General features: G+C 72.5%; 18 protein-coding genes. 11 read left to right on the top strand and 7 right to left on the bottom strand.

The window, feature by feature from the left end:
- The first annotated feature begins 109 nt into the window (after positions 1-109).
- Positions 110-505 (top strand): DUF3040 domain-containing protein, encoded by a 396-nt coding sequence (locus ABZT87_RS10085; protein WP_234590673.1) that lies wholly within the window; start codon positions 110-112, stop codon positions 503-505.
- Between the two features lie 316 nt (positions 506-821).
- Here the strand turns inward: ABZT87_RS10085 and ABZT87_RS10080 are convergent, their stop codons facing one another.
- From ABZT87_RS10080 to ABZT87_RS10070, 3 genes are read right to left on the bottom strand one after another with little or no spacing between them, the layout of a single operon-like run.
- Entirely contained in the window at positions 822-3,296 is a 2,475-nt protein-coding gene (locus ABZT87_RS10080; RefSeq protein WP_355134891.1) for a DUF3488 and transglutaminase-like domain-containing protein, read from the bottom strand.
- Between the two features lie 16 nt (positions 3,297-3,312).
- Positions 3,313-4,611: a DUF58 domain-containing protein gene (locus ABZT87_RS10075; protein ID WP_355134889.1), complete on the bottom strand. Its 1,299-nt coding sequence runs from the start codon at positions 4,609-4,611 to the stop codon at positions 3,313-3,315.
- 1 nt (position 4,612) lies between these two features.
- Positions 4,613-5,665, bottom strand: coding sequence for a MoxR family ATPase (locus tag ABZT87_RS10070; protein WP_234590654.1), 1,053 nt, complete (start codon positions 5,663-5,665; stop codon positions 4,613-4,615).
- Positions 5,666-6,067: 402 nt separating this feature from the next.
- Here ABZT87_RS10070 and leuS point away from each other — a divergent pair, with 402 nt between their 5' ends.
- Positions 6,068-8,908, top strand: coding sequence for a leucine--tRNA ligase (gene leuS / locus ABZT87_RS10065; protein WP_355134887.1), 2,841 nt, complete (start codon positions 6,068-6,070; stop codon positions 8,906-8,908).
- 68 nt (positions 8,909-8,976) lie between these two features.
- Here the strand turns inward: leuS and ABZT87_RS10060 are convergent, their stop codons facing one another.
- Entirely contained in the window at positions 8,977-11,838 is a 2,862-nt protein-coding gene (locus ABZT87_RS10060; RefSeq protein WP_355134885.1) for a BTAD domain-containing putative transcriptional regulator, read from the bottom strand.
- 183 nt (positions 11,839-12,021) lie between these two features.
- On the opposite strand from ABZT87_RS10060, the gene ABZT87_RS10055 reads away from it, so the two are divergent.
- Positions 12,022-12,420, top strand: coding sequence for a hypothetical protein (locus ABZT87_RS10055; RefSeq protein WP_354856124.1), 399 nt, complete (start codon positions 12,022-12,024; stop codon positions 12,418-12,420).
- 20 nt (positions 12,421-12,440) lie between these two features.
- Entirely contained in the window at positions 12,441-13,112 is a 672-nt protein-coding gene (locus ABZT87_RS10050; RefSeq protein WP_354856125.1) for a CHAP domain-containing protein, read from the top strand.
- A gap of 265 nt (positions 13,113-13,377) precedes the next feature.
- On the opposite strand, the gene ABZT87_RS10045 is transcribed toward ABZT87_RS10050, so the two are convergent.
- From ABZT87_RS10045 to ABZT87_RS10035, 3 genes are read right to left on the bottom strand one after another with little or no spacing between them, the layout of a single operon-like run.
- Positions 13,378-14,061 (bottom strand): VTT domain-containing protein, encoded by a 684-nt coding sequence (locus ABZT87_RS10045; protein ID WP_355066875.1) that lies wholly within the window; start codon positions 14,059-14,061, stop codon positions 13,378-13,380.
- The gene (locus ABZT87_RS10040) at positions 14,058-14,777 is read right to left on the bottom strand and encodes a glutamine amidotransferase (RefSeq protein ID WP_354856127.1); all 720 of its coding nucleotides are present in this window, start codon (positions 14,775-14,777) and stop codon (positions 14,058-14,060) included. The genes ABZT87_RS10045 and ABZT87_RS10040 overlap by 4 nt, the downstream gene beginning before the upstream one ends.
- Positions 14,767-16,014 carry a MurT ligase domain-containing protein gene (locus ABZT87_RS10035; protein WP_354856178.1) on the bottom strand — a complete coding sequence of 416 codons (1,248 nt, stop codon included), beginning with the start codon at positions 16,012-16,014 and terminating at the stop codon, positions 14,767-14,769. The genes ABZT87_RS10040 and ABZT87_RS10035 overlap by 11 nt, the downstream gene beginning before the upstream one ends.
- Before the next feature lie 356 nt (positions 16,015-16,370).
- On the opposite strand from ABZT87_RS10035, the gene mraZ reads away from it, so the two are divergent.
- The 7 genes from mraZ to mraY all read left to right on the top strand — a co-directional run bounded on the left by mraZ (position 16,371) and on the right by mraY (position 25,045).
- Entirely contained in the window at positions 16,371-16,802 is a 432-nt protein-coding gene (gene mraZ, locus ABZT87_RS10030) for a division/cell wall cluster transcriptional repressor MraZ (protein ID WP_355066874.1), read from the top strand.
- A gap of 205 nt (positions 16,803-17,007) precedes the next feature.
- Complete coding sequence (gene rsmH / locus ABZT87_RS10025; protein ID WP_355066914.1) at positions 17,008-18,048, top strand: 16S rRNA (cytosine(1402)-N(4))-methyltransferase RsmH; 1,041 nt, start codon at positions 17,008-17,010, stop codon at positions 18,046-18,048.
- 59 nt (positions 18,049-18,107) lie between these two features.
- A complete protein-coding gene (locus ABZT87_RS10020; protein WP_355134883.1) occupies positions 18,108-18,713 on the top strand; it encodes a hypothetical protein in 606 nt (201 codons plus the stop codon).
- A gap of 3 nt (positions 18,714-18,716) precedes the next feature.
- On the top strand, positions 18,717-20,915 hold the full coding sequence (locus tag ABZT87_RS10015; RefSeq protein WP_355134881.1) for a penicillin-binding transpeptidase domain-containing protein: 2,199 nt from the start codon (positions 18,717-18,719) through the stop codon (positions 20,913-20,915).
- A gap of 52 nt (positions 20,916-20,967) precedes the next feature.
- Positions 20,968-22,530, top strand: a complete 1,563-nt coding sequence (locus ABZT87_RS10010) for a UDP-N-acetylmuramoyl-L-alanyl-D-glutamate--2,6-diaminopimelate ligase (RefSeq protein WP_355134879.1) — start codon at positions 20,968-20,970, stop codon at positions 22,528-22,530.
- Positions 22,527-23,924, top strand: a complete 1,398-nt coding sequence (gene murF / locus ABZT87_RS10005; RefSeq protein WP_355067226.1) for a UDP-N-acetylmuramoyl-tripeptide--D-alanyl-D-alanine ligase — start codon at positions 22,527-22,529, stop codon at positions 23,922-23,924. Before ABZT87_RS10010 ends, murF begins: the two co-directional genes overlap by 4 nt.
- The gene (gene mraY, locus ABZT87_RS10000; RefSeq protein ID WP_354856133.1) at positions 23,921-25,045 is read left to right on the top strand and encodes a phospho-N-acetylmuramoyl-pentapeptide-transferase; all 1,125 of its coding nucleotides are present in this window, start codon (positions 23,921-23,923) and stop codon (positions 25,043-25,045) included. Before murF ends, mraY begins: the two co-directional genes overlap by 4 nt.
- The last annotated feature ends 3 nt before the right edge of the window (positions 25,046-25,048 follow it).

Below are 25,048 nucleotides of genomic sequence, written 5' to 3'. Positions count from 1 at the left end.
CGCTTTCCGACGCGCGACCCCCCTCGTAGACTTGCGGGTAAGCAGCCGGTTGGCTGCCACGGTCTGTCGGCCCGAGTGGGCCCGACCAACGTGACCGGGGAGGAGTGCCGTGCCGCTCTCGGAGCACGAGCAGCGGCTGTTCGAGCAGATCGAGCGGTCGCTTGCCGAGGACCCCAAATTCGCCTCGGCCGTGCGCGCCAGCGATCCGCGCTTCCACGCGCGGCGTCGCCTGCTCGTCGCTGCCGGCGTGATCATCGCTGGCTTGGCTCTACTGGTCTATGGCGCGGTGATCAAGACTCCACCGCTGGCGGTGGCGGGCTTTGTCGTCATGCTGGCGTCGGCCGCGTTCGCGGTGCAGTCGCACCGGCGGGCGCAGTCACCTGACCTGCACGTGGTGGGTGGCACGACGAGTCGTCGTCCCCGCGGTGGCCGGTCCGGTCGCCGCCGGTCGATCCTGGACCGGATGGAAGACAGGTGGCGGCAGCGCCCGGAGGGGCACCGCTGAGCCCGTCCCGCCGCTGAGGTGGGCCGTACACCGCGACGAGCGGGTCGCCGGGAACGCCCCGGCGACCACTGTCGTATCCGTGCGCCCCGCCACCCTCCCCGACTGCCCGCCGCTTCCCGCGCGCGCCCGCCGCTTCCCGCGCATGCACGCTGCCTGCCGCTCTCCGCGCGTGTCTTCGGTGGGCGCGAAGATCCAGGCCAGGTCGCCGATGTGGGCGTTTCCAGAGGCTCGGATCCGCCCACATCGCCGACCCGGAGTCGATCAAACATTCGGGGCGACGGCCGCCGGCCGTCGCCCCGAACGTGACAGACGTCGGTCAGCGGGCCGCTCGGTCGGCCAGCATCCGCCGCGGATTCCAGCGCAGCAGCCGGTAGCGGATCCGCCCGGTCAGCGCCACCAGGCGGCCGGAAGCGTCCGCCAGGGCGATCCGCCAACGCAACAGCACCGAGGGCGGCAGCACGGTGGCGACCAGTCGGGTCCGTCGATCCGCCCGGGTGGCGAGCGCGCCGCGGATCGCGCGTAGCGCCGGCGGTAGCGGCTCGCCGGTCAGCGGGTTCCGCGCGTACCGGGCCCGCTCCTCCGCCCGGCCGAGCAGACGCGCCGCTCCGACCGCCGCCGTGTCGTCGGCGAGGGCATCGCGGACCAGCCGGTCCGCGGTCGCCCGGGGCGTCTCGGTCTGGTCCACCCGGACCTTGAAGTCGACCATCGTGTCCAGCAGCTCCGCCCAGGCGGCGTGCGCGTCCGCGCGAGCGCGACTGGCGTCCGCCTCGACCACCATCACCGGCTTGCCGTCGGCCGACGGGGTGTCGTCCCCGGCGGCGGTGGCCACCATGGCGTCGGCCCGGCCGGCCCGCCGCCGACGCAGCGCCAGTCGACGAAGCGCCGGCACCGCCAGCAGCGCCAACAGGGCCAGCACGCCCGCCGTCCACCATGGCCAGACCGGCGGCTGCTCGGCCGGCGTCTCACCGCCGAGGGAGAGCCCGGAGTCGGTGTCGCGGTCGGCGTTGTCCGGGCCGGCCGGCCCCGCCGACGAGTCCGGGCCGGTCGGGCTGTCCGTGGCGCCCGTCTCCGGACTGGACGGCTCGGGCGCGTCAGTGTCCGGAGCCCAGGCCGACCGGGTGGAGCCGGGCACGCCGTACGCCGGGGTGGCGTCGAACGGCACCCAGCCGATCCCGTCGAAGAAGACCTCGGTCCAGGCGTGCAGGTTGAGGTTGGTCAGCGTGTACGTGTCGCCGTCGCGCTTGCTGCCATTGGTGAACCCGAACGCGACCCGGGCCGGGATGCCGGCCGAACGGACCAGCCAGGCCATCGCGGCGGCGTACTGCTGGCAGTAGCCGACCTTGTTGGTGAGGAAGTTGACGATGTCCTGGCCGCTGCTGCCGCTCTCGGTGCTGAGCCGGTAGCTGAACCCGTTTTCCGCCGAGAAGTGCTGGTAGATCGCGAGCACGCGGTCGTAGTCGGTGCGCTTGCCCTGGGTCAACCCCTTGACCAGCTCCTCCACCTCGGGCACCGGCCCGGGGGTGGCGGTGAGCTGGCGGCGGACCGGATGGTCGGCGGGCAGCGGCCGAGCGGCCCGCAGCGCCGCCGGCGTGTACGTCGAGCGGACGTAGTCGAAGGAGTACTTGCGACCCCGGGAGTTCTCCCGGTTGGAGAAGATGACCTGCTGGCTGGGGTCGTACAGCCAGTTGCTGTTGAGGCCCTCGGTGCGCACCGGCTCGGCGTACACCGGCATGAGGGACATGCTGAGGCTCTTGGTGACCTCGACGGTCGCCTGGTAGCGGATCTGCTGCACTCCCTGGCCGGCCCGCTCGGTCGGGTCCGGCAGATCCCGGTTGGCCGGCCGGCCACTCGGGTTGCGGGCCTGGAAACCACTCGGGCGCAGCTCGTCGGCCACCGCGTAGCGCAGGTAGAACGGGTTCGGCTCGGAGGTGGTCACCTTGACCAGGTCGGCCACCTCGGACTGGTTGAGCTGGCCGGCGAGCGACGCGAACAGGTCGATCCGGCCGGACGAACCGCCCGCGCCCCGGCCGGTGCCGCTGCCGTTGCCCGTGCCGCCGGAGAGCGTGTCGAGCAGCCCACCGGTCATGCCGGGCACCGCCAGTGGCAGCGCCACGGCCACCACCACGCCGACCACGGCGAGCCGACGGCCGGCGGAGGCCAGCGGCGACGCCTCCCACACGTCGACGTCCCGACCGTCGCCGGTGAACCGCCGGCCGAACCGACGGACCCGGTCGACGTTGTCGGTGACCAGCAGCCACAGGTAACCGGCGGCGCCCACCACGAACGGCGCCGGGGGGACGCTGTCCACGTAGACGGCGACCGGCACCGAGTAGATCGCGAGCATCGGCAGCCCGGCCAGCGCGGGCCGCCGCAGCCCCACCGCCAGCAGGTCCACGAGCACGGCCACCCCACCGACGCCGAGCACGGTGATGAACAGCAGCGGGTCCGTGTCCGGAACCTCGACGCCGTACGAGCGCATGTCCTGCGCCGAGCCGGCGAGCAGGTCGGCGAAGTGCTCGATCGTGGCCGGCGTGGGCAGGAAGGTCAGCAGCTCGCTGCCGCTGGGGAACAGCCAGGTCAGCGCGAGCAACAGGGCGACCAGCATGCCGAGCACCTGACCCCAGAGCGGTGCGCGGACGAGCCGCGTCAGCGCGGCGACCCCGGCCACCACGGCTACCGCGATCACGCACTGGATCAGCCACGTCCAGGTCTGGAAGATGGCCGACAGCGGCGCGGCGGCGAGCAGTGTCGCGGCGGCCGCCACCGCGCCGGTGTTCCGGCTGGCGATCATGAGGGGAACCTTCCGTTCATCGCACGCCGCCGGCGACCGTCTCGGCCAGCGCGGCGCGCAGGGCGAAGCCCTGAGATCCTCGGCCGGCCTGCGGCCACAGCGCGGGCAGTCGGCTGCCGTGGTCGACGCCGACCACCCGCCAGCCACTGCGCACCATGGCCAGCACCGCCGCGCCGTGCGCGTGCTCCGCCTCGGCGCGGGCCTTCTCCGGCAGGCTCAGCCAGGTGGAGCTGTCCAACAGGAAACCGGCGCACGTCGCGCCGTTGCCCCGCAGCCCGGCCAGCAACTCGGCCTCGGCGACGCTCACCATGCCGAACAGCCCGATGATCAGACCACCGTCGGCGCGCTGCCGAACCCGCTGCACCAGCCCGGTCACGTCGGCCCGCTGGTCCAGACGTACCTCGGCCAGGTGGTCGAGCAGCACACCGTCGCCGCCGCCCTCCGAGGCGTCCACGTCGACCCCCGAGCCGGTGACCAGGCGCAGCTTGTAGCCGGCCTGCCGCAGGTGCACGGCGATGCTGGCGGCGGCGGAGACCGCCCACTCGAAACTCGCCGTCGGGCCGTCGCCCCGGTGGCCGTACGCGCGGGTGTCCAGGACGACCGTGGCCCGACTCTCCCAGGGCTGCTCCTCCCGGCGCACCATCAGCTCGCCGGTGCGGGCGGTGGACTTCCAGTGCACCCGGCGCAGGTCGTCGCCCCGGCGGTACTCCCGGGTCGCCGCGTCGTCCTCGCCGTGCACCGCCACCGAACGCGCCCGGCTGTCGCCGCTGCCCGCGTACTCCCCGGGGAGCCGGACCGACGGCAGAGGCGTGACCTGCGGGATGACCGTCAGGTGGTCGGTGCTGGGAAACGCCCGGGTGAGCTCGCAGAGACCGAACGGGTCGGTCATCCAAACCACCAGCGGGCCCACGTCGTAACGGCCCCGCACGTCGGCACGGACCGTGTACGCCACGGAGCTGGCCTGGTGCGCGCCGAGCCGCTCCAGCACGACCCGTGGCCGGCTGCCCAGCGCGTAGGGCAGCCGGTCCTCCAGCAACAGGGTGCCGGTGGGCAGCCGGGAGAGGTTCTGCAGGCGCAGCACCACCCGCGAGTTGGCCCCGACCGGGACCCGGTGCGGGTCCAGCGACCGGTTGCAGGCCAGCTTGTAGCGGCTGCGACCCACGTAGGCGGCGGCCAGCAGCGGCAGGATGGCCAGCAGCACGGCCACCCGGAGCAGGTCCTTCTCGCCCAGGATGACGGCCGAGATCGCCGCCGCGATCGCGGCCGCGAGGAACGAGCGCCCGCGGGTGGTCAACCCGCGCAGCCCGGCACGCACGTCACGGCCTCCGCGGCTCGTAGGGCGCGCGACCGTTGCCGGTGGCGGGCCGGGTGTCGTAGGGGCTGCGTTGCCGGTCGTGCGGCAACGGCAGTCGGTGCACCAGCTCGGAGACGATCGCGTCGGTGGTGCGTCGGGCGAGCTGCGCGTCGGCCGTCGGGATGATCCGGTGCGCGAGCACCGGCACCGCCAGGGCCTGCAGGTCGTCGGGGAGGACGTAGTCGCGGCCCTCCAGCGCGGCGACCGCCCGGGCCGTGCGCAGCAGTTGCAGGGTCGCCCGGGGGGACGCGCCGAGGCGCAGGTCGGGGGCCTCCCGGGTGGCGGTGACCAGGTCGATGGCGTACTGCTTGACGGCGTCCGCGACGTGCACCTGCCGGACGGTGGCGATGAGCTGCCGGACGATGTCCGCGTCGGAGACCGGGCGCAGCTCGTTCAGCGGGTCGGTGCCGCCGTGCCCGTCCAGCATGGCCAGTTCGGCGCCGGCGTCGGGGTAACCCATCGCGATCCGGGCGGTGAACCGGTCGCGCTGCGCCTCGGGCAGCGGGTACGTCCCCTCCATCTCGATCGGGTTCTGGGTGGCGATGACCATGAACGGGGTCTGTAGCTGGTAGGTCACGCCGTCGACGGTGACCTGCCGTTCCTCCATGCACTCCAGCAACGCCGACTGGGTCTTCGGCGACGCCCGGTTGATCTCGTCGCCGACGACCAGGTTGGCGAAGACGGCCCCCGGGCGGAACTCGAAGTCGTGGGTCTCCTGGTTGTAGACGCTGACGCCGGTGACATCGCTGGGCAGCAGGTCGGGGGTGAACTGGATCCGGCGCACCGTGCAGTCGATGGACCGCGCCAGGGCCTTGGCCAGCTTGGTCTTGCCGACGCCGGGAACGTCTTCGATGAGGAGGTGACCCTCGGCGAGCAGAACGGCCAGGGCCAGCCGCACGGTGGCGGTCTTACCCTCGATGACCTGCTCGATGTTGGCCACGATGGCCTCGCTGGCGGCGCGGAACTCGTCGTGCGGCAACAGGCCGCCCACCTCGTCCCAGGTCTGTTGTGTCACGGGCCTCCTCCTCGTCGCCGTCACGGCAGCTCTGTAGAGAGCACCTGGACCCGCCGTTGGGTTCGCGACGTCGAGCCTCGTTTGCCGCAGGATTCTCACTGGCCTCTCAGGCTAACCATGTTTGTCGTTATCGCCGACCCCCGCAGGTAGTCCGCCGCTTACGCACGGATATTCGCCGAGTTGGGGGATCGACCCGACCGCGCCCGGCGGTTCCTCCGGTCCCGTCGGCGACGGGGTACACTGCCGGACATGGCCGGAGTCTTCCTGCTTCTTACCGGGCCGTGCTGATGCGCTGAACGCGCGACAGCACGGCGGCCCCTCCTGCGCGAGGGGCTTTTTTGTGCCCGCCGCCGGTCCGGCCCGGCGGTGCCGAGACGAAGCGAAGCGAAGCGAGGAGAAACGATGAGTGAGGCAGCCGCACCGGCGGGCGACATCCCCCCGTTCCGGTACACCGCGGCCCTGGCCGACGAGATCGAGACCCGTTGGCAGGACACCTGGGCGCGCGAGGGCACCTTTCACGCACCGAACCCGACCGGTCCGCTGGCCGATCCGGGCCACCCCCGGGCCGGGGCGGAGAAGCTGTACGTGCTGGACATGTTCCCGTACCCGTCCGGCGCCGGCCTGCACGTCGGCCACCCGCTGGGCTACATCGGCACCGACTGCTTCGCCCGCTACCAGCGGATGGCCGGGCGCAACGTGCTGCACGCGATGGGGTTCGACGCGTTCGGCCTGCCCGCCGAGCAGTACGCCGTGCAGACCGGCACCCACCCCCGGACCACCACTGTCGCGAACATCGAGCGCTACAAGTCGCAGCTGCGGCGCCTGGGGCTGGCGCACGACGAGCGCCGGTCGGTGGCGACCATCGACACCGACTTCTACCGCTGGACGCAGTGGATCTTCCTGCAGATCTTCAACTCCTGGTACGACCGCGACGCCGGCAGGGCCCGGCCGATCGCCGAGCTGATCGCCGAGTTCGAGGGCGGCAACCGCTCCACCCCGGACGGCCGGCCCTGGGCCGAGCTGAGCGTCGCCGAGCGCCGCCAGGTCGTCGACGACCACCGGCTGGCGTACGTCTCGCAGGCCCCGGTCAACTGGTGCCCCGGCCTGGGCACCGTGCTGGCCAACGAGGAGGTCACCGCCGACGGGCGCTCCGAGCGCGGCAACTTCCCGGTCTTCAAGCGCAACCTGAAGCAGTGGATGATGCGGATCACCGCGTACGGCGACCGGCTGCTGGACGACCTGGACAGCCTGGACTGGCCCGAGGCGATCAAGCACATGCAGCGCAACTGGATCGGTCGCTCCACCGGCGCGCACATCGACTTCCCGACCACCCGGGAGCCGATCCGGGTGTTCACGACCCGCCCGGACACCGTCTTCGGGGCCACCTACATGGTGCTGGCGCCCGAGCACGAGCTGGTCGACACGCTGGCGCCGGCCAGTTGGCCCGACGGCACGAGGGACGCCTGGACCGGCGGGCACGCCAGCCCCTCCGAGGCCGTCGAGGCGTACCGCAAGGCGGCGGCGGCCAAGACCGACGTCGAGCGGCAGTCCGACAGCAAGGAGAAGACAGGCGTCTTCATCGGCGCGTACGCCACCAACCCGGTCACCGGCGGGCAGATCCCGATCTTCATCGCCGACTACGTGCTGGCCGGCTACGGCACCGGCGCGATCATGGCGGTGCCCGCGCAGGACGAGCGGGACTGGGCGTTCGCCGAGGTCTTCGAGCTGCCCATCGTGCGTACCGTGCAGCCGGCGGAGGGCTTCGACGGCAAGGCGTACACCGGGGACGGCCCGGCCATCAACAGCGCCGCGCCCGAGCGCGGCCTGGACCTGAACGGCCTGGGGGTCGCCGACGCCAAGGCGGCGATCATCTCCTGGCTGGAGGCGAACGGGCACGGCACCGGCGCGGTGACCTACCGGCTGCGCGACTGGCTGTTCTCCCGCCAGCGCTACTGGGGTGAGCCGTTCCCGATCGTCTACGACGAGACCGGCGCGGCCATCGCCCTGCCGGAGGAGATGCTGCCCGTCGAGCTGCCCGAGGTGGACGACTTCTCGCCGAAGACGTTCGACGCCGACGACGCGAACAGCAACCCGGAGACCCCGCTGTCGCGGCGGCGGGACTGGGTCGAGGTCGAGCTGGACCTGGGTGACGGGCCGAAGCGCTACACCCGGGAGACCAACGTGATGCCGCAGTGGGCCGGCTCCTGCTGGTACGAGCTGCGCTACCTGGACCCGACCAACAGCGAGCGGTTCGTCGACGCGGAGAACGAGCGGTACTGGATGGGCCCGCGCGCCGAGGGCGACTGCGGGGGCACCGACCTGTACGTCGGCGGCGCCGAGCACGCCGTGCTGCACCTGCTGTACGCGCGGTTCTGGCACAAGGTGCTGTTCGACCTGGGGCACGTCTCGTCGTTCGAGCCGTTCCGCAAGCTGTTCAACCAGGGCATGATCCAGGCGTACGCGTACACCGACTCGCGCGGCAGCTACGTGCAGGCCGAGGAGGTCGTCGAGCGCGACGGCGCCTACTACCTGGGCGACCTGACGGTCAACCGCGAGTACGGCAAGATGGGCAAGTCGCTGAAGAACGTGGTGACCCCCGACGACATGTGCGCCGCCTACGGCGCGGACACCTTCCGGGTGTACGAGATGTCGATGGGCCCGCTGGAGGTGTCCCGACCCTGGGAGACCCGGGCGGTGGTCGGCTCGTACCGGTTCCTGCAGCGGGTCTGGCGGGCCGTCGTCGACGAGCAGACCGGCGCGCTGCGGATCACCGAGGCTCCGGCCAACGAAGCGACCCGTCGGCTGCTGCACAAGGTGATCGACGGGGTCCGCGGCGACATGGACGGCATCCGGTTCAACACCGCGATCGCCAAGCTGATCGAGCTGACCAACGGGCTGACCCGACTGTCGGCCACGCCGCGGGAGGTGGCCGAGCCGCTGGTGCTGATGGTGGCGCCGTTCGCCCCGCACGTGGCCGAGGAGCTGTGGCGCAAGCTGGGCCACGACACCTCGCTGACGTACGCGGACTTCCCGACCGCCGACCCGGAGCTGCTGGTGGCCGAGACGCTGACCTATCCGGTGCAGGTCAACGGCAAGGTCCGTGGCCGCATCGAGGTCCCCGCCGACGCCTCCGAGGAGACCGTCCGCGCCGCCGCCCTGGAAGCGGTGACCGCCTCCCTGACCGGCAAGGAACCCCGCAAGGTCATCGTGGTGAAGGGCCGGATGGTCTCCGTCGTCATGTGATGGTGGTCGGTCGTCATTACGTCCCGTACCGGCCGGCCGCTTGTCCACCGTGCCGGTACGGGATGCACTCAGCGGACGACGGCCGCCACCTCCGGCCGGCGACGGGGATGGCCGTGGCCCGCCGAGAGCTTGTCGCGCAACTGCGCGGCAGCTGGGTGCCGCATGTCGCTATGGATCTCGAAGGCACGCAGCCAGCAGTCGTGTGCGGCAGCCAGGTCGCCGAGGGCCTCGTGGTTGTCGCCCAGGTGGTGCAGCGTCTCCGCCTCGTTGTAGCGGTGTCCCAATTCTCGACTGAGCGCCAGTGACCGTCGAAAGCAGCGGGCTGCCCGGCGGTAGCGGCTGAGATGGTGATGGGCGTAGCCCAACGTGTCCCAACTGTTCGCCTCCCCGACCCCGTCACCGAGCCGGCGCTGCAGGACCAGCGCCCGCTGGCAGTAGCCGACCGCCTCCCGGTACGCGCCGAGCACGGCATGATCCCAGCCGATCGCATTGAGCGCCCGGGCTTCCCCCGCCTGGTGCCCGTCGGCCCGGAAGAGGGCCAGCGCCCGCTCGTCGTGGTGCAGCGCGGTCATCTGGTCACCCTCCTTCTCGTTGATCCAGCTGAGGGTCAGCAACGTCTGCGCCTGCCCGGTCCGGTCGCCGAGTTCCCGCAGCAGCGCCAGAGCCGACTCCAGGTGCTGACGGGCCAACCGGAGGCGGCCGGTCTCGGAGAAGGCCGCGACGACGTCGCGATGTGCCTGCGCCGCTGCGGCCCTGTCGCCGCAGCGTTCAGCCGCGGCCAGCGCGCGGTGCTGTACGGCGATCAGGTCCTCCCAGCAGCCACGACGGGACAGGAAGGTGGTCACCGCCCACGCCAACTGCCACACGTGCCGGTCGAAGCCGTGCCGAGCAGCCAGCTCGACCACCCGGATGAGCACGCCGTGCTCCTCGGCGAGCCAGGCCAAGGCCGAGGCGCCGTCCGCAGGCTCCTCCGGAGTCACGCCCGTCGTCAACGACGGCGGCGTGATCGGCTGCCGTAGCGGGGACAGTCGCGCGTCGGCCGTGCGGGCGCTGAGCAGATAGTGGTCGACGATCCGGCGCCGCGCCGCGTGGCCTACCTCCGGGGGCTCCGACGCGACCAGCTCCGCCGCGTACGCCCGGAGCAGATCGTGGCAGGTGTACCTGCCCGGTGCCCGCTCCATGACGAGTTGCGCACGGGCCAGTTCGGCGAGGACGGGGCGGACCTGCCGCTCGGGCAGTGCGGCGAGGCTTGCGGCGGCCCGCACCGAGATGTCCTGCCCGGGGTGCAGCCCGAGTAGGCGGAACAACCGCGCTGCCGCACCGCCGAGAGCCCGGTACGACCAGGAGAAGACCGACCGGAGGTCGGTGGCCGGATCGCCGGCCGCGAAGCCGTCGAGGCTGCCGCGGGACTCGGTCAGTTCCCGGGCCAGCACGGCGAGCGGGAACCGGGGATGAGTCGCCGCGCGGGCCGCCACGATCGCCAGGGCCAGCGGCAGCCGGTCACACCGTTCGATGATCCCTGCCACGGGCCCCGGCTCCGTCGCCACCCGGTCGCCACCCAGTCGGCTCGTCAGCAGATCGCGGGCTTCGGCGGCAGTGAGCAGGTCGAGGGTGACCGGTTGGGCGCCCTCGACGGTCACCAGGCCGGGTAGTTGCTGTCGACTGGTCACCACCACCGCGCACCCGGCGGCACCGGGCAGGAGTGGGCGCACCTGACCGGCGTCCCGGGCGTTGTCGAGCACGATCAGCATGCGGCGCTCCGACAGCAGCCTCCGGTAGTGGCCGGCCCGACTCTCCTCGCGCGCCGGCGTCTGCTCCGGTGGCACCCGCAAGGCGTCCAGGAAGAGTCGCACCGCCTCGTCCCCGGCGATCGCCGTACCGCCCGGATCGAAGCCGCGCAGGTTGACGTATAGGCATCCGTCCGGGAAATCCTCGGCGAGCAGGTGCGCCAAGCGGACGGCGAAGCTGGTCTTGCCCACGCCGGCCGCACCGGTCACGAGCAGGATCTGCTGCCGTTTCAGCGCCAGGCAGTGCCGCCGAGCCGCATCGAGCTCGGCGGCCCGGCCGACGAAGTGCGGCGGGTCCGGTGGCAGCAGGCTCGCCGGCGCCACCGGCGCGAGTCCGCCGACCACCGCCGCGGGTGCCGGGATCGGCAGCTCGTCGCGCCGCAGGATAGCGGCGTACAGACGGTGGAGTTGCGGTGCGTCCATGCCTCGTTCCCGCAGCAGGGCGATGCCCCGTCGGCAGACCTCGGCGGCCTCGTCCACCCGCTGCTCGGCGTAGAGGGCGAGCGTGAGCAGGTGGCGGACGCCCTCGTCGTACGGGTCGTCCAGAACCGCGCCGGTGAGCACGCCGACGGCTGCGGCGGGTCGCCCGAGCGCGATCAGCGCCTCGGCGTGACCGCGTCGGGCGGTGCGGCGCAACGCGTCGAGGCGGGCCACCTCGGGCAGGGCGAACGGCCGGTCGGCGACGTCAGCGAAGGCCGGCCCCCGCCAGTGGGCCAGTGCGGCGCCGAAGAGCTCGGCGGCGCGTGGGATCAGCGCCGGGTCGCTGGCGTCGAGCAGCCGCCGCCCCTGCGTGGCCTGCTGTTCGAAAAGGCAGGCGTCCACACAGTCGGGGGGCAGATCCAGCCGGTACGCCAGGCCGGGGCCGGTGCCGACGGTGGCGACGATCGAGGCCTCCGCGGGCGCGGACCGGCCGGGCCCCAGGGCACGCCGCAGGTGCGAGACATGGCTGCGGAGCGTCGGCGCCGCGCCGTCGCCGGCGGTGGTACCCCAGAGGAGATCCACCAGGCGGCGGGCCAACACCGGGCGGCCGAGTTCGATGACGAGCACGGAGAGCAGCTCCACCTGCCGCGGGCCGAGCCGGATCACGGCGCCAGCCCGTTCGGCCTCCAGCGGACCGAGCACGGTGAGCCGCAGTTGCTCCATCCGAGACCCCCCGTGCTCGTCGCGGCCACCCCGACGCATTGTATCGATCCTGGCGGATTGAGCGCTGCACCCGACTTCCACTCCGCTTCCACCACGCGCCGGGAGAGTGTGCGCAACGGGGGGCGGCAAAGCGCCTCGACCGGGCGTCGACGAAGCGGCGTCCGGGCACGATGAGGAGGGCACATGAAGCAAGCCTGGCAGCGTGGCCTGCGAACCGTCGTAGCCACCGGCCTTGTCGGGACCGCCGCAGTGGTCCTGTCACCAACGGCCGCGTCCGCGGCCGCATGCCGCAGCGGCACGGCCAGCATCTCCGGAGCCGATCTGACGTACCAGATCTGCCCCGAGGCCTTTACCACCGGCCTCAGCTACTTTCTCGAAGACACGGCCAAGGACGGTCGCCGCGCCGAGGTGTGGATCAGGACACCGAGCACGTCGACTGCCGGCGTGAAGCTCGACGAGGCGACCGGAGGCGTCGGCGACTGGGCCGAGGACGAGTGGTACGGCCCCTTCAGCTCGGGCGTCTACCTCAAGGTCTGCACCAGTGACGGCAACACCAACCGCCGCTGCGGCGGCTGGCTCTGATCGCCGGACAGGAGACAACCGTGAAAGCACTCCGCATGGCCGTGGTGGCCGTGGTCGCCGCCACCTCCAGCATCTTCGTCGTGCCAGGAATTGCGCACGCCGCCGACACCCAACTGGGCATCGACGTCGGTAACATCGCCTGGGAACAGTTCACTTCGGAGAACACCGATGTGCAGTACCGCCTGAAGGAGCGCAGCGGCCAGGACTGCAACTTCTACACCGGCTTCTGGGCCGACCCGAACAACGATCGCTACGACAGCTCGGGGACCGGCACCTGCGGTCCGGTGAGCCCCGGGTACATGTACCGGAACGGGTCAAAGACCTGGGACGACGTGAGGTGGCGGGCCCGGGCGTGGTGCGCCGACTTCGCGAAGTTCGCGTTCTACTGGGGTGGTGCGAAGTACACCGGGCTCAACGCCGCCGCGTCGAGCTTCCGGACCTACGGCATCAACAACGGCACCTGGCACGGCCGGGGCAGCGGCTACGTCCCGCGCAAGGGTGACGCCGCGTCCTACGACTGGGGTGGCGACGGAGTCATCGACCACGTGGCCATCGTGACTTCGTACTACGACACCAGCACGGACGGCAATCACTACGTGGTCGGCGGCAACCAGTCGAACACGGTCTCCCACGTGTTGCACTCCAACTGGGAGTCAGCCGTCGTCGGCTACACGTCGCCGGTGCCGAAGTAGGATCCCGGTTCGCAACCGGCCCTGCGTCTCTCGCCGGGTCGGTTGCGTTCCGATGTGGCTGAGCACCTGCCGGCCGAGGGCGTCGACCCCCAGGTACCGAGGCGGGAGGTCCGCGCCGACCACGGCCAGGTGGTCCAGGAGCCGCCGACGAAGTCCAGGTTGGCAGGTGGCGTCCGACGCACCGTGTCGCCGATCCGGACCACGTCGCTGACGAAGCCCTCAGCCAGTCGCTGCTCGCCCGTCGGATCCGTCGGGTTGGGCACGGTCAGACCGACATCGACCGGCGGCGTCGTTCGCCGCGCCACCACTGGTGGACGAGCACGACGCTGGCGATCAGGCCGAGGCTGGCCGGGGCGGCGGCGTACCAGTTGACGTGGCCGGGCGAGCTGACGGCCGCGCCGATCGCGGCGTAGCCGAACGCGGTCGGCGCGGCGGCGATCACGCTGCCGGCCAGGAACGGCAGCATCCGGGCGCCGGTCGTGCCGTAGCCGTAGCTGACCAGGCCGAAGCCGGCGATCGGCAGCAGCCGGACGGTGACCACGCCGACCACGCTCTGCCGGGCGAACCACCCGTCGAGGCGGGCCAGTCGGCCCCGGACCCGATCGGCGACGAACTCCCGGCCGAGCAGCCGGCCGACCGTGAACCCGATCGCCGCCGCCACCAGCGCGGCGCCCAGGGCGTACGCCGCGCCCTCCAGGGGGCCGAAGATCGCGCCCGCGGCGAGCGTGATGAAGGTACGGGGAACCAGCGCGACCAGCAGCAGCGCCCCACCGAGGATCGCCGCCACCGGAGCGAGGCCGCCCAACCGGTCGGCCAGTTCCGGCAGGTGCGCCGGATCCGGCCGGGGCACCAGGAGCAGCAGCAGCCCGCAGCCGCCGATCAGCAGCACGAGCAGGGCGAACCGGGCGGCCGACGGCTGCCGGAGCAGCCGCCGGACGGCTCGGATCATGCCCGGGCGGGGGCCACTGCGGCGCGGCGCTCGTTGCGCAGCCGGTCGGACCAGGTGTCGTCCAGCGGCGGCAGCTGGTGTGCCCCGGTGGCCCAGCGCAGCAGCAGGTCGGCCAGGGCCGGGTTGCGGGCCAGGGCCGGGCCGTGCGAGTAGGTGCCCAGCAGCTTGCCACGCCACGCGCCCTCGGTGGCGCCGTCGTTGCCGACCCCGGTGGTGACCCGGGCCAGCGGGGCGACCTCCGGACCGAGATGGGTGCGACCGCCGTGGTTCTCGAAACCGGTCAGCGGGGGCAGGCCCAGTCGGGGGTCGATCTCACCGGCCAGCTCGCCGACGGCCCGGCTCTCGCCCCGGTCGGACTGCAGGTCCAGCAGCTCCAGCCCGCGACACTGCACACCCTTGGCGAAGAAGGAGGTGCCGAGCAGCTGGTAACCGGCACACACGCCGAACACCACAGACCCCTGGGCGACCGCCCGGTGCAGACCGCCGTCGGCGATCAGCCGCTGGGCGCCCAACGCCTGCGGGCCGTCCTCGCCACCGCCGACCAGGTAGATGTCGGCGGTCGCGGGCAGCCGCTGGTCGGAGCGGACCTCCAGCACCTCGACCGGCATGCCGCGTTGGCGGGCCCGTCGGGCGAGGATCAGGGCGTTGCCCCGGTCGCCGTAGGTGGACAGCAGGTCGGGGTAGATCCAGACGATGCGCAGGCTCTCAGATGACACGGTCCAACTCCGCTCGGATGTCCTGGAACGCGGTGTAGTTCGCGATGACCTCCAGTCGCCCGGGCGGGACCGACCGGATCGCGTCGTCGAAGGTGCGCACGTGCTGGAACGGTACGTCGTTGACGTCCAGTCGGACCGCCAGGTCGTAGGCCCGGTCGCCGGTGATCAACACCTGCCGGCCGCGCAGCGGGGCGAAGTCGACGTCGTAGAGCCAGGAGGTGTCCAGACCGTCGGGGTCGCGCGCGTTGATGGAGAGCAGGGTCGGCGCGTCGTCGGCCATGTCGAAGGCCTCCAACCAACTGGCCGGGTTCTTGGCCAGCAGCAGCCGGATGTTGCGGCCGTCCTTGTCGACCTGCGCGTAACGGCCGGCCACCGAGGTGACGATGCCGAGGCGGGACACCGCGTCGACCGGGCGTACGCCGAACTCGGCCGCCACGGCCAGCGCGGTCGCCGCGTTGCCGAGGTTGACCTTGCCGGGCAGCTGGAGGGAGACCTTGTGCCAGGCGCCGGTGGGGTCGAGCACGCCCTCGTCCTCGACGACCCAGTTCGGCTCCGGTCGGCGCAGCGGGCAGCCGGTGCACCACCACTGGTCGCCCGAGCGCTGGATCGTGGAGCCGCACTCCGGGCAGACCCAGGAGTCGTCGTGCCAGCGCTGACCGGCACTGAACCAGGTCACGTGCGGCGGGTTGATGCCCCGGGCGGGGTCGCCCGGCGGGGTGGCGGCCCAGACCACCAGCGGGTCGTCGGCGTTGGCCACCACCCGTACGTCGGTGTGCCGGACCAGCGCCGCGCGCCAGAGCTGCGCCATCATGGCGACCTCCTTGGCCCGGTCCAGCTGGTCGCGGGAGAGGTTCAGCAGCGCGACCACGTGCGGCTCGGTCGACTCCAGGACCTGGGCGAGGTAGTGCTCGTCGACCTCCAGCACCGCGTACGGGGTGCTGCCGGCCTTGGCCAGCGCCGAGGTGTGCCCGCTGGGCATGTTGGCGCCGAAGGAGTTGGTGGCGACCCGGCCGAGCACGCCGACCGCGGCGGCGGTCAACCGGGTGGTGGTCGTCTTGCCGTTGGTGCCGGAGACGAGCGCGATGGCGCGTCCGGCCGACAGGTGTGCCAGCAGCTCCGGGTCGATCTTCAGCCCGATCCATCCGCCGATCACCGATCCGTCGCCACGGCCGGCGGCCCGGGAGAGCGCCGCGGCGGTCCGTGACACGGAGCTGGCCACCTTGGCCCGTAGGGGCATTTTCGCGTCCGTCACGCGAGCGAGGTTACCGGACCGCCCGCTTCACCAGATCGCCGCCGACGGTGAACCGTTCGGCCGTGGCATCCGCGCGGGTGGGCGGTTCGCGCTCCACCGGACGGAGTCGATCTATGTCGGAAAGCGGACCACGCCGGGGGAGGGCTCCGGCCCTCCACTCCGCTCCACCCCGTGTGACGTGCGGTTTTGCGCGTGAATCGGCCGCGCCACGCGGGCGAATCTGGTTGCAGGTGGAGGGAAGTGGAGTAAGGTGGGGCCCAATGGTGAGGCCGGGAGGGCTCACCGGCCCGGGGGGTCAGCGGCGCCGCGAACGCCGCTCAAGGGCGAGGGGGTAGGGCCGGATGTTCCTCGGCACCCATACTCCGCGCCTGGACGACAAAGGCCGGTTGATCCTTCCGGCCAGGTTCCGGGATGAGCTGGCGGGGGGTGTCGTGGTCACCAAAGGGCAGGATCGTTGCCTCTATGTCTTTCCGACACCCGAGTTCCAGCGGATCGCGGAGCAGTTGCGCGCGCAGCCGATGACGCACAAGGCGGCCCGGGCCTACAGCCGGGTCTTCTTCGCCAGCGCGCACGACGAGGTGCCGGACAAGCAGGGCCGCGTGACGATTCCGGCACACCTTCGGGAGTACGCGGCGCTCGACCGTGACCTGGTGGTCATCGGCGCGAGCACACGGGTGGAGATCTGGGACAAGGTCGCCTGGGAGACCTACCTCGCCGAGAGCGAAGACGACTTCGCCGACATCGAGGAGGGGGTGCTGCCCGGCGGTCTGTAGGGCGGAACGGCGCCCGACGTACTGCGAGATCTCCAGCCGCTTTCGAGTTCCTGGCACCCCTTCCCCGGTGCCAGGCGCACGATCCAGTCATCGGGCGAGCGTCCGGTGTCCGGCGGGAGCGGATGGGGATCTGGCGGTACGACGGCAGCGCCGTCCGACGGCAGGCGCGCGAGAAGAACGGACGTTTCAACCAGTGGGGGTCGACATGGGGGAGTTGCGCGGCACGCACGTGCCGGTGCTGCTCGAGCGGTGTCTCGAGCTGCTGGCCCCCGCGCTGGGTCGAGGCGGCCGGACGGTGCACGTCGACGCGACGCTCGGCCTGGCCGGGCACGCGGAGGCGGTGTTGGAGGCACACCCGGAGACGGTCCTGATCGGGCTCGACCGGGACACCGAGGCGCTCGCTCACGCGCGGGTCCGGCTGGCGCGGTTCGCCGACCGGGTGCACCTGGAGCACGCCGTCTACGACGAGCTGCCCGAGGTGCTGGAGCGGCTGGGCTATCCGGGGATCGACGGGATCCTGTTCGACCTGGGTGTCTCGTCGCTGCAACTGGACGCGCCCGACCGCGGGTTCGCGTACGCGCAGGACGCGCCGCTGGACATGCGGATGGACCAGACGCGGGGGGTGACCGCCGAAGAGGTGGTCAACACGTACGCCCATCCGGATCTGGCCCGGGTGCTGCGGGTGTACGGCGAGGAGAAGTTCGCCGGCCGGATCGCCTCGGCGATCATCCGGGAGCGCGAGCGCGCCCGGATCACCTCGTCCGCGCGGCTGGCGGAGCTGGTCCGGGACTCCATTCCGGCGCCAGCGCGACGAACGGGCGGACACCCGGCAAAGAGAACGTTTCAGGCTTTACGGATCGAGGTAAACAGAGAGCTGGCAGCGCTGGAGACGGCGCTGCCGTCCGCGCTCGACGCTCTGACCGTGGGCGGTCGCATGGTGGTCCTGTCCTACCACTCGCTGGAGGACCGGCTCACCAAGGCGGCGCTCGCGGACCGGGTCCGCAGTAAGGGCCCGATCGACCTCCCGGTTGAGCTGCCCGGGTCCGGTCCGACGTTCCGGCTGCTCAGCCGGGGCGCCGAACTGCCCGGGGAGGAGGAGGTTGCCGCGAACCCGCGCGCCGCTTCGGTGCGGTTGCGGGCAGCGGTTCGACTCGACCCGAACGCGACAGAACAGGCGCGGACCGACCGCGAACGGTCCCGCCGCAGGGTGAAGGGGATGCACCAACCGGGCACTGGGTCAGCCTGATCCGTGGGGGATCAGGGGCACCGGGACGGCAGAGGGACGGATGTAGAGGGGGAGGGGACATGAACATTGACAAGCGCGACCGCCGGGACGTCACCGGCGGCGGGCAGCGCGCACCGCGGTCGGGGGGCCGGACCGCGGCGGAGCGAGCCCCGCGCGTGGGGAACGGTACGCCACGCATCGATCGAGTCAACCGGCAGGGGGAGGCTCGCGCCCGGGGGGCGCGCGAGTTCCCGACCCAGGGCAGCGCCGCGCTGCGTCCGGCCGAGAAGGCTAGCGTCGCGGCGACCGCTCGCTCGCCTCGGCTGCGGGTGGCGCCGCCGCCGCCGGTGTCGGTGCCGCGTGCGCCGTTCGCGGCGCTGATCGTGGTGCTGGTGGTCGGCGGGGTGCTCGGCATCCTGGCGGTCAACACCAAGATCAATGAGAACGCGTTCCGGCTGGAGAAGCTGCAGCAGCAGCAGGCCCGACTGGACCTGGAGAAGCAGCAGCTGGACAAGCAGATCACCGAGTACGAGGCGCCGGGCAACCTGACCGCCGAGGCGCGTCGGCTGGGTCTGGTGGACGCCGGTGAGCCGGCGTACATCCGGATGCCGGACGGCAAGACCATCGGCGTGCCGAAGCCGGCGACCGGCCAGCCGTCGGTCACCAGCCAGGGCGCGGGAGGCTGACCAGTGCCACCGAGGTCGGACGAGCCGCGCCGGAACCCCCCGGGGTCCCGGCGCGGTTCTTCGCGTGCGGCCGGGCCCGCCGACGAGGAGTCGCGGGCCGGCGAGCCGGGCATCGGGGGCATCTCCGGCGCCCGCGCGTACACCCCGAGAGGCCGGACCGTCCGCGAGGGCACACCGGCGCGCGGCGGGGGCGCCGAGCAGCGGCGTACCCCGCGTAGCACCCGGTCCGGCGACCCGTTCCGGCCGGCGTTGCAGGTGCTCGACGGCGGCCGGGCCGCCGCCCGTTCGGGCCGGCGGGACGCTCCGGCGGCCGGCCGGGGCGGCGTCGTGCGGACCGTCGCGCCGCGCACCCCGCGTGGGCCGGCCGGCGACGAGCCGCCGCGGCGCCGCACCACGCCGCGCGCGCCCGGCCGCGCCGACCGACCGGCGGCCCGCCGGCCGTCGCGCAAGCCGCCGCGCCCGCCGAAGCTCGCCGACCCGCGGCTGCGGCTGCGCCTGGGCACCGTGCTCACCCTGGCGCTCTTCGTCGTCATCGGGGTGCGGCTGATCTTCCTGCAGGCGGTCGACACCCCGGCCTACGCCGGTGGTGGCGTCGCCGACCGGACCCGCACGGTCGAGCTGCCCGCGCCGCGCGGCGCGATCTACGACTTCCGGGGCGAGCCGCTGGCCCACAGCGTCGAGGCGCGGTACGTGTTCGCCGACCCGACGCTGATCGAGGACCGGCCCGCCACCGCCAAGGCGCTCTCGCCGCTGCTCGGCATCCCGGTGTCCAAGCTCACCGACCTGATGAAGCCCCGCAAGCTGGAAAACGGCAACCCGTCGCGGTTCGAGTACCTGGCCCGGGGGGTGGAGATCCCGGCGGCCAAGCAGGTGCTGGCGTTGGAGCTGCCCGGCATCGGGGTGCACCGCGACGAGCGCCGGGAGGTGCCCGGCGACGACCTGGCGGCCAACCTGATCGGCTTCACCAGCCAGGACATGGTCGGGCTGGAGGGTCTGGAGGCCCGCTACGACGACCTGCTCGCCGGGCAGGACGGCAAGCGGGTGTACGAGGCCGGCCTCGGTGACCTCGCCGCGCCGATCCCCGGCGGCTACAGCAGGACGACCCCGGCCAAGCCGGGCAGTTCGCTGACCCTCACCATCGACCGGGACCTGCAGTTCCGCACCCAGCAGATCCTCAGCGCGGGGATGGCGGGGCAGCGGGGCGCGACCGCCGCCGCCGTGATCATCGACGTCGCCACCGGCGAGGTGCGGGCCCAGGCCAGCGACCCCACCTACAACGCCGCCAAGCCGGTGCCGAGCGATCCGGTCGCCCGCGAGGACGCCGCGACCAGCTTCGTGGTCGACCCCGGCTCGGTGCACAAGGCGATCACCTACGGCGCGGCGCTGCAGGAGGGGGTGATCACCCCGGACACGACGCTGCCCATCGCGAACAGCATCAAGAAGGGTGACACCTGGTTCTCCGACACCCACCCGGCCAACGGCCGGAAGATGAGCGTGCCCGGGATGCTGGCCTTCTCGTCGAACGTCGGCGCGATCACCGTCGCCGACCGGCTCGGCCCGGAGCGGCTGATCGACTACCAGAAGCGGTTCGGGCTGGGCAAGCCCACCGGCGAGGGCCTGCCCGGCGAGGCCAGCGGCCGGCTGCTGCCGGTCGACGAGTGGAGCGGGTCGTCGGCCGGGTCGGTGCCGATCGGGCACAGCGTCGACGCCACGCCCCTGCAGATGGCCGCCGCGTACGCCGCCATCGCCAATGACGGCACGTACGTGCAGCCGCACCTCGTGAAGGAGACGATCGGCCCGGACGGCAAGCGCACCCCCGCGCCGGCGCCGGTCACCCGCTCGGTGCTCAGCCCGCAGAACGCGGCGGCGCTGCGCACCATGCTGGAGGCGGTCACCACGGTCGAGGGCGCCACCGGCACCCTGGCGGCGGTCCCCGGCTACCGGGTCGCCGGCAAGACCGGCACCGGTTGGCGTCTGGTGGACGGCAAGAAGCAGCCGGGCGAGGTGTCCTCCTTCATCGGCATGGCCCCCGCCGAGAAGCCCCGGTACGTGATCGCGGTCTTCGTGTACGCGCCCGGTGGTGGGGGCGCGGCGATCGCCAACCCGGCGTTCCGCGACATGATGCAGTTCACGCTGCGTCACTACCGTGTGCCGCCGTCCCCGAGTGGTTCCGCACCCAAGTTCGTGGTCTATCCGCGCTGACCAGCGGAGGCGCGACATCATCGGTGAGTGCCGACGAACCACCGGGGCGGCTGTGCGGCCGGAACCGGGCGACCGGGTAGGGTCTGACGCCGTGCCCGGCAATCCACGTCCACGTACCGTGACCGGCGTCCGGCTCGGTGACCTCGCCGTCCGGCTCGCCGTCGACCTCCCGGCGGACGCCGCCGACGTGGTCGTCACCGGTGCCACCCACGCCAGCCAGGAAGTCCGCCCCGGCGACCTGTACGCGGCCCTGCCCGGCGCCCGCCGGCACGGCGCGGAGTTCGCCGTCGGCGCCGCCGAGGCCGGCGCGGTGGCCCTGTTGACCGACCCGGCCGGCGCCGAGCTGGCGGCGGCGAGCGGCCTGCCCGCCCTGGTGGTGCCCGACCCCCGCGCGGTGCTCGGCGAGCTGGCCTCGGCGGTGTACGGCGACCCGACGGCGGCGCTCACCGTGATCGGCGTGACCGGGACCGCCGGCAAGACCTCCACGGCGTACCTGGTCGAGTCGGGGTTGCGCGCCGCCGGGCACACCACCGGGCTGATCGGCACCGTGGAGACCCGGCTCGGCGATCTGGTGATCGACAGCGTGCGCACCACCCCGGAGGCGACCGACCTGCACGCGATGCTGGCCACCGCCCGGGAGCGCGGCGTCACCGCCGTGGTCATGGAGGTCTCCAGCCACGCCCTGGCCATGGGCCGGGTCGGCGGGGTGCGCTTCGCCGTCGGCGGGTACACGAACTTCGGCTCCGACCACCTGGACTTCCACGCCGACAGCGCCGACTACTTCGCCGCCAAGGCGCAGCTCTTCGACGGCCGGTGCGCGGTCGAGGTGCTCAACCACGACGATCCGGCGCTCAAGCCGCTCTACAAGCCGGCGACGGTCAGCTACTCGGCTGCCGGCGACCCGACCGCGACCTGGTGGGCCGACGGCGTCGACGGCGAGGGGTACGCGCAGCGGTTCATCGCGCACGGCCCGGACGGCGTGGCGCTGACCGCCGGGGTGGCGCTGCCCGGGCGGCACAACGTGGCCAACGCGCTGCTGGCGATCGCCGCCCTGGTGGGCGCCGGGGTGGAGCCGGCGACCGCGGCGGCCGGCGTGGCCGCCTGCGGTGGCGTGCCCGGCCGTCTGCAACTGGTCGACGTCGTCGGGCCGGTACGCGGGGTCGTCGACTACGCGCACAAGGCCGACGCGATCGTGGCCGCGCTGGCCGCGCTGCGCGAGCTGAGCGCCGGCCGGCTGATCTGTGTGATCGGCGCCGGCGGGGACCGCGACCGGGGCAAGCGCCCGGTGATGGGCGCCGCCGCGGCCGAGGGGGCCGACGTGGTGCTGGTGACCGACGACAACCCGCGTACCGAGGACCCGGCGGAGATCCGCGCCGAGGTGCTCGCCGGGGCGTACCGGGCGGGCACCGCCGCCCGGATCATCGAGGTGGCCGGTCGCCGGGACGCGATCGACGAGGCGGTCCGACTGGCCGAGCCGGGCGACGTGATCGCGCTGCTCGGCAAGGGCCATGAGCGGGGCCAGGAGGTGGCGGGCGAGATGTTCCCGTTCGACGACAGCACCGAGCTGGCCGACGCGCTGCGGGCCCGCTTCTCCGACCGGGCGGGTCAGCGGTGATCGCGCTGACCCTGGCCGAGGTGGCCGCCGCGGTCGACGGGCGGCTCGTGCACGCGGACCCGGCCGCCACCGTCAGCGGTTCGGTCGAGTTCGACTCGCGCAAGGTAGGGCCCGGTTCGCTCTTCGTGGCCTTCCCGGGGGAGAAGGTCGACGGGCACGACTACGCGGCGACGGCGCTGGCGGCCGGCGCGGTGGCGGTGCTCGGCACCCGCGAGGTGCCCGAGGTGCCGATGGTGCTGGTCGACGACGCGCTGACCGCGATGGGCCGGCTGGCCCGCGCGGCGGTGGCCCGGCTGCCCGAGCTGACCGTGATCGGTGTGACCGGCTCCTCGGGCAAGACCACCACGAAGGACCTGATCGGCCAGCTCACCGCCCGCCTCGGCGCCACGGTGGCCCCGCCCGGCTCGTTCAACAACGAGCTGGGCCACCCGTACACGGCTCTGCTGGCCGGGCCGGACACCCGCTACCTGGTGATGGAGAAGGGCGCTCGCGGCATCGGGCACGTGCGTTACCTGTGTGAGCTGGTGCCGCCCCGCATCTCGGTGGTGCTCAACGTCGGGACGTCGCACATCGGCGAGTTCGGCTCGCAGGACAACATCGCGCTGGCCAAGGGCGAGCTGGTCGAGGCGCTGCCGGCCGACGGCCTCGCCGTGCTGAACGCCGACGACCCCCGGGTGGACGCCATGGCGGGTCGCACCCGGGCCCGGGTGGTCCGCTACGGCGAGGCGCCGGACGCCGACCTGCGCGCCGAGGACGTCACGCTCGACGAGCGGGGGCACCCGTCGTACACCCTGGTCACGCCGGAGGGGCGCGTGCCGGTGCGGCTCGCGTTGACCGGCCGTCACCAGGTCGGCAACACCCTCGCCGCCGCCGCGGTCGCCCGGGAGCTGGGCATGCCGCTGGCCGACGTGGGCACGGCCCTCGGCGAGCTGGGGCTGAAGTCCACCCGGCGGATGGACGTCTTCGACCGGCCCGACGGGGTGACGGTCATCGACGACTCGTACAACGCCAACCCGGCCTCGATGGCTGTCGCGCTCCGGGCGCTCGCGAGCCTCGGTCGGGGGCGGCGTACCGTCGCGGTGCTCGGTTACATGGCCGAGCTGGGCCCGTTCGAGCGCGACGGCCACGCCGAGGTCGGCCGTCTCGCGGCCGAGCTGGGTGTCGACCGGCTGCTCGTGGTGGGTGAGCCGGCCGCGCCGATCCACGAAGGCGCGACAGCGGTAGCGAACTGGGGAGGAGAGTCGGTGCTGCTCACCGATCAGGCGGCGGCCGTCGAGGTGCTGCGGGGCGAGCTACGGCCGGGCGACGTCGTCCTGGTCAAGGGCTCCCGGTACCGGACCTGGGAGGTGGCCGACGCCCTGCGCGCCGACGCCGCCGAGGAGGCCGGTCGATGAGGGCCATCATCGTCGCCATCGGGGTGGCCTTCGTCGTCTCGCTGTTCTGCACGCCGATCGCGATCAAGGTGTTCACCCGGCTCAAGGCCGGCCAGCCGATCCGGTCCGACGGCCCGGCCATGCACCAGGGCAAGAAGGGCACGCCCACGATGGGCGGCGTGGTCTTCATCCTGGCCACGGTGATCGCGTACGTGGCCGGGCACCTGGCCCTGACCACCCTGCCGGACGCGCAGATCGCCCAGGTGGAGCCGACCATCACGGCGCTGGTGCTGCTGGGGCTGATGGTGTTCTCCGGCGCGGTGGGCTTCCTCGACGACTTCCTCAAGGTGCGCAAGCGCAACAGCGCCGGCCTCAACAAGCGCGGCAAGTTGCTCGGCCAGATCCTGGTCGGCGCGGTCTTCGGGGTCATCGCGCTGTGGTTCCCGAGCACCATGACCGACGCGACGGGTAAGGCCACCAACACCCAGACCGTGGGCAGCACCACGCTGAGCTTCATCCGGGACATCGACTTTCTGGAGGTCAGCAAGGTCGGCGCGGTGATTATCTTCATCTTCGTGGTGATGGCCGCGACGAACGGCGTCAACCTCACCGACGGACTGGACGGTCTGGCCACCGGCGCCTCGGTGATGGTTCTCGCGGCGTACGCGCTTATCGCGTTCTGGCAGTACCGGCACTGGTGCGCCGACCCGAGCTACACCCAGCCGTACTGCTACGAGGTCCGTGACCCGTTGGAGATCGCGCTGATAGCCGGGGCCGCGGCCGGGGCCTGTGTGGGCTTCCTGTGGTGGAACACGTCCCCGGCGCGGATCTTCATGGGTGACACCGGGGCGCTGGGCCTGGGCGGCCTGATCGCCGGCATGGCGATGTCCACCCGGACCATCCTGCTGCTGCCGATCATCGGTGGGCTCTTCGTGATCATCACGATGTCCGTGGTGATCCAGATCATCTCCTTCCGGACCACCGGCAAACGCGTGTTCCGGATGTCGCCGCTGCAGCACCACTTCGAGTTGGCCGGCTGGAGCGAGGTCAACATCGTGGTCCGGTTCTGGATCATCGCCGGCATCGGTGTGGCCATCGCCCTGGGCCTGTTCTACAGCGAGTTCCTCGCCAACATGACCTGATCC

The sequence above is a fragment of the Micromonospora sp. NPDC005237 genome, assembly GCF_040607775.1.
GTDB lineage: Bacteria > Actinomycetota > Actinomycetes > Mycobacteriales > Micromonosporaceae > Micromonospora.
This window is presented reverse-complemented; position numbering and strand designations above follow the sequence as displayed.

Coding starts and splice junctions, on each gene's coding strand:
- ABZT87_RS10080 (WP_355134891.1), bottom strand. CDS start 3,296: ATGATCGCCAGCCGGAACACCGGCGCGGTGGCGGCCGCCGCGACACTG.
- leuS (WP_355134887.1), top strand. CDS start 6,068: ATGAGTGAGGCAGCCGCACCGGCGGGCGACATCCCCCCGTTCCGGTAC.
- ABZT87_RS10060 (WP_355134885.1), bottom strand. CDS start 11,838: ATGGAGCAACTGCGGCTCACCGTGCTCGGTCCGCTGGAGGCCGAACGG.
- ABZT87_RS10055 (WP_354856124.1), top strand. CDS start 12,022: ATGAAGCAAGCCTGGCAGCGTGGCCTGCGAACCGTCGTAGCCACCGGC.
- ABZT87_RS10045 (WP_355066875.1), bottom strand. CDS start 14,061: ATGATCCGAGCCGTCCGGCGGCTGCTCCGGCAGCCGTCGGCCGCCCGG.
- ABZT87_RS10035 (WP_354856178.1), bottom strand. CDS start 16,014: ATGCCCCTACGGGCCAAGGTGGCCAGCTCCGTGTCACGGACCGCCGCG.
- mraZ (WP_355066874.1), top strand. CDS start 16,371: ATGTTCCTCGGCACCCATACTCCGCGCCTGGACGACAAAGGCCGGTTG.
- rsmH (WP_355066914.1), top strand. CDS start 17,008: ATGGGGGAGTTGCGCGGCACGCACGTGCCGGTGCTGCTCGAGCGGTGT.
- ABZT87_RS10020 (WP_355134883.1), top strand. CDS start 18,108: ATGAACATTGACAAGCGCGACCGCCGGGACGTCACCGGCGGCGGGCAG.
- mraY (WP_354856133.1), top strand. CDS start 23,921: ATGAGGGCCATCATCGTCGCCATCGGGGTGGCCTTCGTCGTCTCGCTG.